11 protein-coding genes and 1 CRISPR repeat array (1 of these 12 cut by a window edge) are annotated in these 14,537 nt (G+C 73.4%); of the genes, 8 read left to right on the top strand and 3 right to left on the bottom strand.

All coding sequences use genetic code 11. The features are described from left to right. A CRISPR array of direct repeats spans positions 1–394; the repeat unit is 31 nt; unit sequence GTCGCCCCATCACCCCTGGAGGGATCGCAAC; it reaches 40 nt to the left of the window's first position. Positions 395–495: 101 nt separating this feature from the next. Next, positions 496–1,305 (top strand): RNA methyltransferase, encoded by an 810-nt coding sequence (locus tag CIK06_RS19260; protein WP_095565994.1) that lies wholly within the window; start codon positions 496–498, stop codon positions 1,303–1,305. Positions 1,306–1,412: 107 nt separating this feature from the next. After that, complete coding sequence (locus CIK06_RS19255; RefSeq protein ID WP_095565993.1) at positions 1,413–3,071, top strand: PucR family transcriptional regulator; 1,659 nt, start codon at positions 1,413–1,415, stop codon at positions 3,069–3,071. Between the two features lie 153 nt (positions 3,072–3,224). On the opposite strand, the gene CIK06_RS19250 is transcribed toward CIK06_RS19255, so the two are convergent. After that, positions 3,225–4,586 (bottom strand): hypothetical protein, encoded by a 1,362-nt coding sequence (locus CIK06_RS19250; protein ID WP_095565992.1) that lies wholly within the window; start codon positions 4,584–4,586, stop codon positions 3,225–3,227. A 51-nt stretch (positions 4,587–4,637) separates the two neighbouring features. Here CIK06_RS19250 and murD point away from each other — a divergent pair, with 51 nt between their 5' ends. Beyond that, positions 4,638–5,984 carry a UDP-N-acetylmuramoyl-L-alanine--D-glutamate ligase gene (murD, locus tag CIK06_RS19245; RefSeq protein WP_095565991.1) on the top strand — a complete coding sequence of 449 codons (1,347 nt, stop codon included), beginning with the start codon at positions 4,638–4,640 and terminating at the stop codon, positions 5,982–5,984. Here the strand turns inward: murD and CIK06_RS19240 are convergent. Together CIK06_RS19240 and CIK06_RS19230 are read right to left on the bottom strand one after the other, a co-directional pair. Further along, a complete protein-coding gene (locus tag CIK06_RS19240; protein ID WP_095567961.1) occupies positions 5,981–7,543 on the bottom strand; it encodes an acyltransferase in 1,563 nt (520 codons plus the stop codon). The genes murD and CIK06_RS19240 overlap by 4 nt on opposite strands. Positions 7,544–8,165: 622 nt before the next feature. Beyond that, complete coding sequence (locus CIK06_RS19230) at positions 8,166–9,191, bottom strand: N-acetylglucosamine kinase (RefSeq protein WP_095565989.1); 1,026 nt, start codon at positions 9,189–9,191, stop codon at positions 8,166–8,168. 247 nt (positions 9,192–9,438) lie between these two features. Here CIK06_RS19230 and CIK06_RS19225 point away from each other — a divergent pair, with 247 nt between their 5' ends. The 5 genes from CIK06_RS19225 (at position 9,439) to CIK06_RS19205 (ending at position 14,535) form a co-directional block, all read left to right on the top strand. Continuing rightward, positions 9,439–10,392: a MurR/RpiR family transcriptional regulator gene (locus tag CIK06_RS19225; protein WP_095565988.1), complete on the top strand. Its 954-nt coding sequence runs from the start codon at positions 9,439–9,441 to the stop codon at positions 10,390–10,392. A 202-nt stretch (positions 10,393–10,594) separates the two neighbouring features. Further along, complete coding sequence (gene ngcE / locus CIK06_RS19220) at positions 10,595–12,046, top strand: N-acetylglucosamine/diacetylchitobiose ABC transporter substrate-binding protein (protein ID WP_095565987.1); 1,452 nt, start codon at positions 10,595–10,597, stop codon at positions 12,044–12,046. Between the two features lie 15 nt (positions 12,047–12,061). Then, positions 12,062–12,970, top strand: coding sequence for a carbohydrate ABC transporter permease (locus CIK06_RS19215; RefSeq protein WP_095565986.1), 909 nt, complete (start codon positions 12,062–12,064; stop codon positions 12,968–12,970). Next, positions 12,970–13,911: a carbohydrate ABC transporter permease gene (locus CIK06_RS19210; RefSeq protein ID WP_095565985.1), complete on the top strand. Its 942-nt coding sequence runs from the start codon at positions 12,970–12,972 to the stop codon at positions 13,909–13,911. Before CIK06_RS19215 ends, CIK06_RS19210 begins: the two co-directional genes overlap by 1 nt. Before the next feature lie 69 nt (positions 13,912–13,980). Next, on the top strand, positions 13,981–14,535 hold the full coding sequence (locus CIK06_RS19205; RefSeq protein ID WP_095565984.1) for a DinB family protein: 555 nt from the start codon (positions 13,981–13,983) through the stop codon (positions 14,533–14,535). Positions 14,536–14,537: the final 2 nt, after the last annotated feature.

Here is a 14,537-nt window from a genome sequence, read left to right as displayed (position 1 = left end):
AGCATCCTGGGGAGCTGGCCCGGTTCGGTCGCCCCATCACCCCTGGAGGGATCGCAACAGGATCTCAAGCATCCTGGGGAGCTGGCCCGGTTCGGTCGCCCCATCACCCCTGGAGGGATCGCAACATTGCCTGGGCCTGGGTCCGGCCCCAGTGACGAGCCGTCGCCCCATCACCCCTGGAGGGATCGCAACTACACGGAGAGGGCCGCCATCTTGGTGTCAACCGCCGCAGGTCGCCCCATCACCCCTGGAGGGATCGCAACAAAAACAGCGGCCCGCCCGAGCCCGCGCGGGGGTTGTCGCCCCATCACCCCTGGAGGGATCGCAACTTCAGCGACTGGCCCATGTCCGTCAGGACGACGGGTCGCCCCATCACCCCTGGAGGGATCGCAACGTGATGTTCGGCGGCGTCAGGCGCAGTGCCGGGTTCGGGTCGCCCGTCATCGGGCGGGGGCGCCGTGCGTCGGGGGTGGGTCGGGCCGGCAGAATCGGGGGGTGGCCGTGCACGAGATCACCGACGCCGACGACCAGCGGATCGCCGACTACCGGGCGCTCACCGACGTGGAACTGCGTACCCGGTGGGAGCCGCCGCACGGTCTGTTCATCGCCGAGGGTGAGCTGGTGCTGCGCCGGGCGCTGCGGGCCGGCTACCCGCCCCGGTCGTTCCTGCTGGACGCCAAGCGGCTGGACCAGCTCGGTGACCTGGACACCGGGGACGCGCCGGTCTATGCCGCGCGGCCGGAGGTGCTGGAGCGGGCCACCGGCTTCCACGTGCACCGGGGGATTCTCGCCTCGTTCCATCGTCGTCCGCTGCCCGAGCCGGCGGCGCTGCTGGACACCGCCCGCCGGGTGCTGGTGCTGGAGGACGTGAACAACCATACGAACCTGGGCGCGATTTTCCGGGGTGCCGCGGCGCTCGGCATCGACGCGGTGCTGCTCTCGCCGTCGTGTGCCGACCCGCTCTACCGGCGCAGCGTACGGGTCAGTATGGGCGAGGTGTTCGCGGTGCCGTACGCCCGGTTGGAACCCTGGCCGGACGGCCTGGGCGCGGTCCGCGCGGCCGGTTTCACGGTGCTGGCCATGACCCCGGCGCCGGACGCCGTGCCCATCCAGCGGCTGACGGCGGCGCAGCGCGACCGCACGGCGCTGCTGCTCGGTGCCGAGGGGCCGGGCCTCACCGCGGGGGCGCAGCGCGCCAGCGACGTACGGGTGGTCATCCCCATGCGGCGCGGGGTGGATTCGCTCAACGTGGCCGCCGCGGCGGCCGTGGCCTGCTGGGAACTCGGCCGCGACGACCCGGCCTGACGCACGCACGCCCGCACGCCTGACGCACGCCCGCACGCCTGACGCACGCCCGCCTGGCGGGCGGGCGTCGGAAACGGCGGACGATCGTGACCTGACCGCAGGGTAGCGTGACGGCCGTGTTCCCGACCGTCCGTGAGGTGCTCGATCTCGGGCCGCTGCGCCGCGGTGCCCCGCGGGTGCTGGCCGGCGAGTCCTCCCTGGGTCGGCGGGTGCGCTGGGTGCACGTGGCCGAGGTGCCGGACATCGCCAGCCTGCTCGACGGCGGCGAACTGGTGCTGACCACCGGCATCGGGCTGCCGGCCGAGGACGCCGGGCTGCGCGCCTTCGTCGACGACCTGGCCGAGGTGGGCGCCTCGGGTCTGGTGGTGGAGCTGGGGCGGCGGTATCCGGAGAGCGTCCCGCGGGCCATGGTGCTGGCCGCCGGCCGCCGCGGGCTGCCGCTGATCGAGCTGCGCCGGGCCACCCCGTTCGTCCCGATCACCGAGGCCGTGCACGCGCTGATCGTGGACGCCCAGCTTACCGAGCTGCGCGCCACCGAGGAGATCCACCAGCGCTTCACCGAGCTGTCGGTCGAGGGCGCCGAGCCGGCCGAGGTGGTCCGGCAGGCGGCCGAACTGGCCGGCTGTCCGGTGGTGCTGGAGAACCCGGCCCGGCAGGTGCTGGCGTACGACCCGGCGGGTGAGGACCCCGGCTCGGTGCTGGACGGCTGGGAGCGGCACTCCCGGCGGGTGCGGCCCACCGGGCGGACCGGGTACGACCCGGACGCCGGCTGGCTGGCCACCACGGTGGGCGCGCGGGGGCAGGACTGGGGCCGGCTGCTGCTGCGCTGGCCGGGTACGGACATGCCGCCGAGCCGGCTGACCATCCTGCTCGAACGGGCCGCCTCGACCCTGGCGCTGGGCCGGCTGATCCGGCGCGACGCCGAGGGGCTGGAGCGTCAGATCCACCGTAACCTGCTCACCGCGCTGCTCGACCACGCCCGTCCCGTGGACGAGGTGGCGCTGCGCGCCCGCGCCCTCGGGGTGGCCCTGGACCGGCGCCGGCTGGTCGGGGTGATGGTGCGGCACCGCGGCGACCCGGCCGGCGAGCCGGGTGCCGAGGCCGCGCAGGCCCGGCTGCACGACCTGGCCGAGGCGGTGGGCCGGGCGATCCGCGACGCCGGGCTGACCGGCCTGGCCAGCGCCGTGGACGAGCAGGCGGTGGGCGCGCTGCTGGCGCTGGCACCCGGGCAGGCCGACGACGCGGCGCTGTCCGCGTTCGCCGCCGCGCTGGAGCGGGTACGGCTGACCGGCTCCGGCTGGCCCGGCGGCGAACCGAGCGTGGTGGTGGCGGCCGGCTCGACGGTGCCGACGCTGCGCGAGGCGCGCCGGACCCTGGTGGAGGCGCGCCAGGTGGCCGACGCGGCCCGGCGGGGCCGGCGGGACCTGCCGGTGTTCCGGCTGTCCCAGGTCGGCATCGCCGGGCTGCTGCACCTGCTGCGGGACGAGCCGCGGGTGCAGACGTTCGTGGAGCGGGAACTGGGCGCACTGCTGGCGTACGACGCCGAGCACCCGCGGGAGCACCTGCTGGACACGCTGCGGGCGTACCTGGATCATGGCCGGAACAAGTCCGCGGCGGCCGCGGCGGCGCACCTGTCCCGGCCCGCCTTCTACGAGCGGCTGATCCGGATCGGCCGGATCCTGGACGCGGACCTGGACTCGGTGCCGGCCTGCCTGTCCCTGCACGTCGCCCTGCTCGCCCTGGACGCCATCCACGACGACGCCTGACGCCGCCCACCACGATGCCCGACACCGCCCACCACGACGCCCGACACCGCCCACCGCGACGCCCGACACCGCCCACCAGGTCGCGGACGGCAGTGGCAACGGCGCGACGACGCCTGACGCCCACCACGCCGCGGACGGAAGCGGCGGCGGCCCTCAGGCGAGCGCGGTGAGCGCCTTGGCGTAGCTGGCCGGCGCGAAGCTCGTGCCCGCCGGGGAGAAGACGTCCGAGTCGGCCGCCGCCGCCCAGCCCTCCGCCGGCACGGCCGCCACCAGCGCCTGCACCACCGGTGCCGTCCGCCACTGCTCCTGCTCGGCCAGCAGGCTCAGCGCCACGGTCGACTCCTCGACCTCGCCCACACACTCGAACGGCTTGTGCGCGTCGATGCCCAGCAGCTCCAGGTAGCCGGGCACCTGCCCGGGATCGGCCAGCATGTCCTTGCCGAAGATCCGGACCAGCCGGTCCCGGGGCATGAACGGCGCCAGGGCCAGAAAGACGAACCGGCACTTGGGGCAGTCGCCGCACCAGCGGGCGCTCGGGTCGTGCAGCCGGAACGCGGCGTTGCAGCTGGTGACCACCCCGTCGTACGCGTCGAACTGGGCGAACAGCCGGGCGATGTGCAGCTCGGACAGCGGCCGCAGCAGCGAGAAGTACGGTTCGACCAGCCCGGCGTGCTCGGTCAGGGCGGCCCGGAGCAGCCCCTCGGCCGCCAGCCCCTTGGACCACTGGTGGTTGATCTCGTGGCCGTGCCAGATCAGGTTCGGATCCGAGGCCGAGCGCTCGTTCGACATCACCACCGGACCCAGCCCGTGCAGCACCGCCGTGGCCACCGCGATCAGCGAGTTGATCGCGGTGACCGGGATGTGGCCGTTGCGGGCGCCTGCCTTGTTGAGCGCGAACAGCTCCGGGTCGATCGCCCGCCGGGCGGCCAGCGCGGTCAGCCCGGACGCCTCGTTCACCGAGACGATCACCGGGTTCGGGTTCACCGAGAAGGGGACCGGGTCCAGGCCGGCCCGGCGCAGCGCCTCCAGGGTCACGATCGAGTCCTTGCCGCCACCGACCGCCGACAGCGGCCGTCCGCCCGACGAGTCCAGCTCCGGTGCGCCGCCCCCCGAGCCGGTCTCCGCTCCCGCCTCGACCTCGGGGACGAGTTCCAGCACGTACGGCAGGTCGTTGCGGTACGCGTACTCGGCGAGGCCCTGGGTGTAGACGGCCGTGACGTACCCGGTGGCGGCCGGGCCGAGCGGGCCGGGCAGGACCAGCCGGCGCGGCGCGGCGGTCTTGTAGTAGCTCACCCCGGCGACCAGGTGCAGAAGCTGGACGACCCGGTCCAGGGCGGCGGCCGCGGCCGGCGACGGCGGCCGCGCCGGCGCGGGCAGCGTGATCCGTTCGGTGAACCGCAGCTCGCCGCCGGGGCCGCGCAGCGCGTACTCCAGGGCCACCGCGCCGGTGGCGGGATCGAGGGAGTACGCGGGGAACGAGAAGGCGTCCATCTGCCGTAGCTGTTCAGTGGGCACACGCCATACTAAGTCCTGTTTCCCGCGTCCCGCGGAGTGAGGAGATCACCAGTGCGCCTGTCTGACCTGCGCGGACGAGCCGTCGTCGTCTGGGGCACCGGTCGGGAGGGCCGGGCCGCCGTGAAGGCCGTGGCCGCGCAGGAGCCGGCCAGCCTGATCGTGGTGGAGGACAGCGAGAGCTTCCTGTCGACCTCCTGGGAGGGGCCGCTGGCCCAGGCCGCGCCGCTGGTCAGCGGGCCGGAGGCGTTCGACCGGCTGGCCGCCGCGGATGTGGTGATCCGCTCGCCGGGGGTTCCGCAGACCCACCCGTGGGTGATCGAGCTGCGTGCCAAGGGTGTGCCGATCACCGGCGGCACGGCGCTGTGGATGGCGCAGCACGCCGACCGGACCGTGGGGGTGACCGGCAGCAAGGGCAAGAGCACCACGTCCAGCCTGATCAGCCACCTGCTGACCGCGATGGGCCGGCCCAACGCGTACGGCGGGAACATCGGCGTACCGCTGCTGGACCTGCCGGAGTCCGAGCTGTACGTGCTGGAACTGTCCAGCTACCAGTGCAGCGACCTGACCGACTCGCCGCGGGTCGCGGTGGTCACCTCGCTGTTCCCGGAGCACCTGGACGCGCACGGCGGCGAGCAGGAGTACTACCGGGACAAGTTGAACCTGCTCGCGCACGGTCCGGAGACGATCGTGCTGAACGGCACCGACGAGCGGCTGGCCGCGCAGGTGGGCGACCGGCCGGCGCTGCGGGTGGGGCGGCCCGACTCGGTGCACGTCGCCCCCGGTCCGGTCGACGAGCCATATCTGTACGTCCGGACCGTGCCGCTGTTCCCGCGGTCGGTGTTCCCGCTGGTGGGCCGGCACAACGAGGGCAACCTGTGCCTGGCGCTCGCGGTTCTGGCCGCGCTCGGGGTGGATCTGGAGGCCCGGCGGGAGGAACTGGAGGAGGCGGTCGGCACGTTCGCCGGCCTGCCGCACCGGCTGGCCGAGATCGCCGACCCGTCGGGGCTGACGTTCGTCGACGACACGCTGGCCACCAGCCCGTACTCCACGGTGCACGCGATCGACGCGTACGTCGGCCGGCCGCTCACGGTGATCGTCGGCGGCACCGACCGGGGGTTGGACTACGCGCCGCTGCGCGACTGCCTGGCGGCGCACCCCGCGACGGTGATCGGCATCCCGGACAGCGGCGCGCGGATCGTCGAGGCGCTGCACGGGCTGGCCGGGGTGCGTACGGCGGTGGTCGACGATCTTGCGGCCGCGGTGCGGGCGGCCCGTGAGCTGACCCCGGCCGGCGGGGTCGTGCTGCTGTCGCCGGGTGCGCCCAGCTACGGCCGGTACCGCAACTTCGAGCACCGCTCGGAGGCGTTCGCCGCGGCCATCCGCGACACCGCGCCCTAGGAACCGCCCGCGGCCGGCCGGTTCGTGCCGGAGTTGTCCGTGCCGGAGTTGTCCGTGGCGGGGCTGCCGGCGCCCGGCCGGTCGGCGGCGGAACTGTGCGCGGCGGAACTGTGCGTGGCGTTGCCGGCCGGGTCGGTGACGCGCAGCAGGCGCAGCGCGGCGGCGCCACCCAGGTACGCCGCCAGCGCCCAGACGGGAATGCCCAACGGGGTCGGTTCGGCGCGCGGGAAACGGCTGTTGGCGAGCAGCCCGACGATCACGGCGAGGAAGCCGGCCGCCGCGAGCCCGGCGCGCAGGCGGCGGGCCGCGGCCGGGGCACGCGGCCTGATCCGGTTCAGTGGCCTGATCCCGTTCAGCGGCCTGGTCCGGCGCAGCGGCCCGGTCCGGTTCAGTGGCCCGGGGAGCGGCAGCGGCACGCCTGCGCCGGCGGATGACCGGGCGCCGCGGCGGCGCCCGGCGCGCGCCTCCACCGGGCCGAAGACGGCCACCAGCGGGGCCAGCGCGATCGCCCCCAGGACCAGCCAGGGTGGCCGCAGCAGCCACCACCCTGCGCTGCCGGCGGCCGGCGTGGGCAGCAGGCCGAGCCCTTCCAGCGCGCCGGCCAGCAGGAGCAGGGCGGTCAGGTGCCAGAGGAAGATCGTCAGCACCACGGCGTTGATCGCCACCACGAGCATCCACGGACGGGTCCGGTGCAGCATCCGTTCGGCCGGCCCGCGCAGCAGCAGGATCACACCGAGTTGGGCGGCGGCGAGGCTGAGCAGGGCGAGGCTGGGCGGTGACATGTTCTGTATCCGCTGCCCGGACAGGTTGATCATGCTTGTCGGGTACGGCCCGACCTCGGTGAGCAGGATCAGCGCGACCAGACCGCCGACCGCGAGCGCCGCCGCCGCGCGGGGGCGGATCCGCAGCCCGCCGGTACGCCAGGCGAAGCCGATCTGGTGTGGCAGCAGCCAGCCGAACAGGTAGTTGCCGAAGCTCAGCCACGCCGGGCCGGCCAGCCGGCCGATGTCGCCGAGGGCCACCAGGCCGACCAGCACCGCCGGGACGGCCGCACCGGCGCGGCGGTGCAGCGCGAACATCACCGGGGTGAGGACCACGACCAGCAGGTACGGCGCCAGGAACCACAGCGGCACGGTGACGAACCAGATCACCGTACGGATCTCGCGCGGGTCGGCGCCGATCCAGCGGGCCACCACCGCGACGACGACCAGCACGGCCAGGAAGGTCGAGGTGGGTCGCAGCAGCCGGCCGCTGCGTTCGACCAGCCAGTCGCCGGCGCCGCCGCCCCGGGCCGTACGCGAGGTCAGGGAGGCGGCGTTGGCGTAGCCGCCCACCAGAAAGAAGATCGGCAGCACCTGGAACAGCCAGGTCGCCACCCGTTCGTTGGTCAACTCCTGGAGGGCGTTGTGCCCGGCGAGCTGTCCCGACGCGTCGTGACCGATAACGGTCATCAGCCAGTGGCCGCTGACCACGGCCACGATGGCCACCGCGCGCAGCAGATCGACGTACCGCTCCCGCCCGGCCGGGGTGTTGCGGGCCAGCCACCGGAGGCGGTGCACGAGGTACTGCGGCCGGAGGTGGCGCATGAGGCTCAGGCTATCCAGCCGGACCGCCGGCCCGGGTGATAACGCCTCGGCCGCCGGGTCCCGCCGTGACCTGCTCCGTCGTACCGGACCAGCCCGTGTCCTCGCCGCCTCCGCCGGGCTGCCGCCCGGGGTGTCGGCCCTCGGCGACGGCACCGGCCGCACCGGCACCGGCCGCACCGGCACCGGCCGCACCGGAACCGGCCGTACCGGAACCGGCCGCACTGGCACTGGCACCGGCGACGACGGACGATGGCGCCGGCGGCGACACCGGTGCGGAGGACCGGCCCGGGAAGGGCCACCGAGAACCCGCCGGGGCGTCGCGGCGGGGCGTCGCGGCGGGGCGTTGCGGCGGGGCGTTGCGGCGGGGCGCGCCGCCGGCCGCGGTGATCCCGCCGAGGGGACCGGCAGGAGCGATCATCCGACCGCGCCGCTGGACGGCAACGGCCCGCCGTCGCCCCTCGTGCCGGGCGGTGCCGCCGACGGCCCGACCGAAAACGATCAGCGTTTGCGATCGGCCACCCGGCCGGCTCAGGCAGCCGCCCGGCCAGGCAGCCGCCCGGCTCAGCCGGGTGCCGGCCGCCCGGTCCGGTCCGGGTCAGCCGCCCAGCAGTCGCGCGTGCAGCGCCGCGGCCCGGTCCCGGTCCGGGTCCAGCCCGCGGGCGGCCAGCCAGGCCGCGGCCAGCGCGCCGTCCCGGGCCGGCAGCAGCGGCGCGGCCGGCCAGCGCTCGGCCAGGGCGGCCCGGACCGCCCGGGTCAGCGGGTTGTCCACGCCCAGCAGGCCGCCGGCCAGGACCACCGGGTGCACCTGCCCGGCCGGCCGGATCCGGGCCACCGTCGCGGTCAGCCGGGCGGCGGCGGCCGCGACGATCCGGGCCGCGCCCTCGTCCACCGTGACGATCGGGGCCGCGCCCTCGCCCACCTCGGCCGCGCCTTCGGCGTGGCCGAGCACCAGCGGGGCGAGCCGGGCCAGGTCCACCGGCGACCGGCGGGTGACAGCCTGGACCAGCCGGCTCACGGTACGCCGCGGCGGCGTCTCCACCACCGCGTCGCCGAGCAGTTCGGTGAGCACGGCGCGGCCCAGCGCGGACGGCTCGGTCTCGGCGTCGAGCGCGGCCAGGGTGTGCCGGACGGCCTCGCGGCCGAGCCAGAAGCCGGAGCCGGCGTCCCCGAGCAGCCAGCCGTGCCCGTCCGCGGTGTGGCCCTGCCGCAGGTCACGGAACTGCGCCGCGATGGCTCCGGTGCCGGCGATGAGCACCGTGCCGTCCGGGTCGGCGGTGCCCGAGGCGTACGCGACCAGGGCGTCGCCGTGTAGCTCGTACCCGCAGCGCAGCCCGGCGTCCCGCCAGGCGCGGTCGAAGGCGGCCCGGCCCTGCGCGTCGGCCAGCAGCCGGCCGACGCCGGCGAGGCCGATCAGGCCGGCCCGGACCGTGCCCGGGTCGACGTCGCGCAGCGCGTGCCGCAGCGCGCTGCCGAGTTCGGCGGCGGCGGCCGGCGCGCCGTGGCTGGTGGGGTTGCCGCCGCCGGCCCGGCCGGTGCCCCGCCGCTCCCCGTCGGTCGTGACCACCTCGGCGCGGGTGGTGCTGCCGCCGATGTCCATGCCCAGCACCAGTTCCTGCGCCATCGGCGAGCCCCGTTTCTCCGCGCGTGTTTCCGGCCGGATCCATGCTGCTCGGGCCGCCCGGGTGGGGCAAGTGCGCCATCGACGGCCGGCCGGGGGTCGGCCGCCGTCCGGGTGAGGGGTTGGTCGGCGACCGGTCGGGGGCCGGGTAACAACTGTGAAAACTTCGCCCACGGCCTTGACAGCGAGGGGGCTTCAGTAAGAACTTTTACCACTAACAGTTAACAGTCTTTTCCGATTGGGGCCACCGATGGTCGAACCAGACGCCGCCGCGACGGTGGTGGACGGGGCGACCGTCGACCGGCGCGGCACCGGCAACCGGACCGTCGCCGACAGCGTCCTGGCCCACGTGCGGTCCCGGCTGCCGGAGTTCACCGGCGCGCTGCGGCGGGTCGCCGACGAGGTGCTGGCCGACCCGGACCGGGCGGCCCGGGCCACCATCGTCGAGCTGGCCGAGCGCAGCGGCACCTCGCCGGCCACCGTCACCCGGTTCTGCCGGGCGCTGGGCTTCGAAGGCTACGCCGGGCTGCGGCTGGGCATCGCCGCCGAGACCGGCCGGGCGCGCTCCGCCGGCTGGGCGGTGGACATCGGCCGGGAGATCCAGCCCGGCGACCCGCTCGACCGGGTGCTCGGGCAGATCATGGCCGCCGACACCCGGGCGATGCACGACACCGCGGCCCTGCTGGACCTGGCCGAGGTGGGCCGGGCGGCGGACGCGATCGCCCGGGCGCCCCGGGTGAACATCTTCGGGGCCAGCGGCAGCGCGCTGGTCGGCGAGGAGATGCGGTCCTGCCTGCACCGCATCGGCATCCCGGCCTGGGCCTGGCGGGACGTGCACGACGGGCTGGCCGCGGCGTCCCTGCTCGGCACCGGCGACGTGGCCCTGGGCGTCTCGCACAGCGGCCAGACCCGGGAGACCATCGAGCTGCTGGCCGAGGCCGGCAGCCACGGTGCCACCACGGTGGCGCTGACCAGCTTCCCCAGCGCGGCGCTGGCGGAGCTGGCCGACATCGTCCTGCTCACCGCCACCCAGGCCACCACGTTCCGGCCGGACGCGCTCTCGGCGCGGCACCCGCAGCTCGTGGTGCTCGATCTGCTCTACATCGCGGTCGCGCAGCGTACCCACTCCCGGGCGCACGCGGCGTTTCAGCGGACCGCCCAGGCCGTCGACGGCCACAAGGCGGCCCGGGACGGATCGGCATGACCGCGCCGGTGCGCGGCCGCCGGCCCGCCGTTTCCCCAGGTGTCCGGAGGTGCCCCCTATCCACCTCCCGGCCGACGTCCCCGGCGGGGACGAGTAACACCCTTCCGCCGAGTCACGGCGGGTCGGACCGGCCCGCCGCTTCATCGGCTGCCAGGCACGCGCACGGCAGCCCGTTCGACCCGGATCTCACCGAGGAGACAACATGTCCGTTACTCCCGACCGTCCGTCGGATCTGACCCGCCGGACGCTGCTGGGCCGCACGGCCGCAGCCGGCCTGCTGGTCACCCCGGCCGCGGGGCTGCTGAGCGCCTGCGCGACCAGCGGCAGCGACGACACCGGAAAGAAAGACGGGGCCGAAGGCACCAAGAGCGACCAGAACCCGCTGGGCGTCAAGGAGGACGCCGCCCTTGAGGTGATCATCTTCAACGGCGGGTACGGCGAGAAGTACGCCACCGACGTGCACGAGCCGCTGTACAAGAAGGAATTCCCGAAGGCGGAGATCAAGCACCAGTCCACCCAGGCGATCTCGACCGTGCTCCAGCCGCGGTTCGCCGCGGGCAACCCGCCGGAGTTCGTCAACAACTCGGGCGAGAAGCTGATGGACTTCGGCGCGCTGGTCAAGGACGGCCAGTTGCAGGATCTCACCGAGCTGTGGGACGCGCCCTCGGTCGACGACCCGAGCAAGAAGGTCCGCGACACCGTCGTGCCGGGCACCGTCGAGCAGGGCATGTACGACACCGGCGACGGCGCGAAGCCGTACGTGCTCTACTACGTCTCCACCGTCTACGGCCTGTGGTACTCGGGCAAGCTGTTCCAGTCCAACGGCTGGCAGCCGGCGAAGACCTGGGACGAGTTCATGGGACTGCTCGACAAGATCAAGGGCAAGGGCATCACCCCGTACGGCTACGCCGGGGCGAACGCCGCGTACTACCAGTGGAACGTGATCCTCACCCACGCCGCCAAGATCGGCGGCGCGGACGTGCTGAAGAACATCGACAACCTGACCCCCGGCGCCTGGACCGCGGACCCGGTGCTCAAGGCCGCGACCGCCTGGGCCGAGGTGGGTGCCAAGTACCTGGACAAGAGCTTCGAGGGTCTGAAGCACACCGACGTGCAGCTCCAGCAGGACCAGTACAAGGTGGGCTTCTACCCCAGCGGCGACTGGCTGGAGAACGAGCAGAAGCAGAACACCCCGCCGGACTTCCAGTACCAGTTGACCACGATGCCCGATCTGACCTCCGCCGACGCGATGCCGTTCGGCGCGCTGCGCGCGGCGGCCGGCGAGGGCTACTTCGTCTCGGCCCGCAGCAACAACCCGCGGGGCGGCATGGAGTACATGCGTCAGATGCTCTCCACGGCCGGCGCGAAGGGCTTCACCGAGACGGTGAAGGCGGCCACCGTGGTACCGGCCGGGTCGGAGGGGTACGCCTTCCCGCCCGGCGTGGCCAGCTCGCAGGCGGCGCTCAAGGCCGCCGGCGCGAACGTCGTGAACCTGATGTTCGACAACTGGTACAAGGAGCTGGACACCGAGTGCCGGACCGCGACCAACGAGCTGATGTTCGGTCGGGTGAAGGCCGAGCAGTTCTGTGAGCGGATGCAGAAGCGGGCCGACGCCCTGACCAAGGACGACTCGGTCGCCAAGTTCCAGCGCTGACGAAAACGAGGGATCATGCGGCACGGCAAGTATCCGTTCGTGGTCGGCTTCCTGGCCGCCCCCGTGACGTTGTACGCGGTATTCGTCATCGCCCCGTACGCCCAGGCGTTCCAGATCTCGATGACCGACTGGCGCGGGTTCTCCGCTCCGAACTACATCGGCTTCGAAAACTTCCGGCGGTTGTTCCACGACCATCGGTTCTGGCAGGCGATCGAACACCACGGCATCCTGTTGCTGGCCCTGCCGCTGATCACCATCGCCATCGCGCTGTTCTTCGCCTTCCTGCTCAACGTGGGCGGGCGCAGCCGGGGTGGCCAACGGCGCGGGGTCTGGGGGTCGAACTTCTACCGGGTGGTGTTCTTCTTCCCCCAGGTCCTCGCCGTGGCCATCGTGGCGGTGCTGTTCCAGACCGTCTACCGGCCCAACTCCTCCGGCCTGATCAACGGCGTACTGATGAAGCTGGGTCTGGACCCGGTGCTGTTCCTGGTCAGGCCGTCGCTGGCGCTGTGGTCCATCATCGCGGTGCTGGTCTGGCAGGCGGTCGGCTTCTACGTCGTGCTCTTCTCGGCGGGCATGTCGGCGATCCCGCCGGACATCTACGAGGCCGCCGAGATGGACGGCGCCACCCGGGTCACGCTGTTCTTCCGGGTGACGCTGCCGCTGCTCTGGGACACCCTCCAGGTGGCCTGGGTGTACCTGGGCATCGCGGCGTTCGACGCGTTCGCCATCGTCTCGGTGCTCTCGGTCGACAACGGCGGCCCGGACGGCGCCACCACCGTGCTGGCGCTGGAGATCTACCGCAACGCCTTCGTCTACTCGAAGTACGGCTACGCGTCGGCCATGGGCGTGGCGCTGTTCTTCCTGACCCTCACCTTCGCGGCGCTGACGCTGCGGCTGTCCCGGCGGGAGAGCGTGGAGTACTGATGAACCCGCATACCACCACCCAGGTCACGGCGCCGGCCCCGAGCGCCGGCGCCGCCGGCGGACTGGCCGCCGGCGCGCTGCCGGACGGCCGGCGCCGCCGCCGCGGGCGTTCCGAGGTCTCGGTGCTCACCGGCCTGGGACAGGCCGCGCTGATCATCTGGGCGATTCTCGTGATCGCACCGATCCTGTGGACCTTCCTGGCATCGTTCAAGAACACCACCGAGATCTTCAGCAGCCCGTGGACGATGCCGGACCACCTGCGCTGGGAGAACTGGTCGCGGGCCTGGACCAAGGCGCACGTGGGCCGGTACTTCCTGAACAGCGTGCTGGTGGTCTCGCTCAGCACCTTCGGCACCATGCTGCTGGGCTCGATGGCCGCGTACGTGCTGGCCCGGTACCGGTTCTGGGGCAACCGGTTCATCTACTACATGTTCGTCTCGGGGCTGGCCTTCCCGGTCTTCCTCGCCCTGGTGCCGCTCTTCTTCGTCGTTCGCAACCTGCACCTGCTCGACTCGTACACCGGGCTGGTCCTGGTCTACATCGCGTACTCGCTGCCGTTCACGATCTTCTTCCTGGCCGCGTTCTTCAAGACGCTGCCGTCCTCGGTGGCCGAGGCCGGGCTGATCGACGGCGCCTCGCACACCCGGCTGTTCTTCCAGGTGATGCTGCCGATGGCCAAGCCGGGGCTGGTGAGCGTGGCGATCTTCAACGTGATCGGCCAGTGGGCGCAGTACCAGCTGCCGCTGGTGCTGCTCTCCAACGCCAAGGACAAGTGGGTGCTCACCCAGGGCATCGCGGACATCTCGGTCAACGCCGGGTACGAGGCGGACTGGTCCGGCCTGTTCGCGGCGCTGACCATCGCGATCCTGCCGATGATCGTGGTGTACGCCATCTTCCAGCGGCAGATCCAGTCCGGCCTCACCTCCGGCGCGGTCAAGTAACCCCGCGGATTGTCGGTGCCGGTCGTTAGAGTCCTGGCGGACCTGGCGATCGGCACCGGAAGGCACCGCATGACCGACCCCGCAGCACACCCGTCCCCGGGCTCCGGGACGAGCCCGCAGGAGCGCGACGACCTGCTCACGTCGCTCCGGCACCACCGTTTCCTGCTCCGCAACACCGCCCGGGAGCTGACCGACGAGCAGGCGGCGCTGACCCCGACGGTGAGCCAGCTCTGCGTCGGCGGCCTGATCAAGCACGTCACCTTCATGGAACGCCGGTGGGCGGCGTTCATCGTCGAGGGCACCTCGGTGTTCCCGCCCGCCGACGACCCGGCCGGCCAGGAGTGGTTCGCGGAGGGCTTCCGGTTCCGGCCGGGCGACTCGCTGGCGGCCGTGCTGGCGGCGTACGACGAGACGGCCGGGCGCACCGACGAGGTGGTCCGGACGGTGCCCGACCTGGACGCCGGCCATCCGCTGCCGGAGCGACCCTGGTTCACCCCCGGCGAGCGCTGGTCGGTGCGCCGGGTCCTGCTGCACGTCATCGGCGAGACGGCGCAGCACGCCGGGCACGCCGGGCACGCCGACATCATCCGGGAGTCCATCGACGGCGCGAAGTCGATGGGCTGACC

It is taken from the genome of Plantactinospora sp. KBS50, assembly GCF_002285795.1.
Lineage (GTDB): Bacteria > Actinomycetota > Actinomycetes > Mycobacteriales > Micromonosporaceae > KBS50.
The sequence above is the reverse complement of the archived record's forward strand: the minus strand, read 5'-3'. Positions and strand labels throughout refer to the sequence as shown.

Bases quoted from the DNA above. Each gene is read 5' to 3' on its own strand.
- CIK06_RS19230 (WP_095565989.1), bottom strand. From the start codon at position 9,191: ATGGCGCAGGAACTGGTGCTGGGCATGGACATCGGCGGCAGCACCACC.
- CIK06_RS19225 (WP_095565988.1), top strand. From the start codon at position 9,439: ATGGTCGAACCAGACGCCGCCGCGACGGTGGTGGACGGGGCGACCGTC.
- ngcE (WP_095565987.1), top strand. From the start codon at position 10,595: ATGTCCGTTACTCCCGACCGTCCGTCGGATCTGACCCGCCGGACGCTG.
- CIK06_RS19215 (WP_095565986.1), top strand. From the start codon at position 12,062: ATGCGGCACGGCAAGTATCCGTTCGTGGTCGGCTTCCTGGCCGCCCCC.
- CIK06_RS19210 (WP_095565985.1), top strand. From the start codon at position 12,970: ATGAACCCGCATACCACCACCCAGGTCACGGCGCCGGCCCCGAGCGCC.
- CIK06_RS19205 (WP_095565984.1), top strand. From the start codon at position 13,981: ATGACCGACCCCGCAGCACACCCGTCCCCGGGCTCCGGGACGAGCCCG.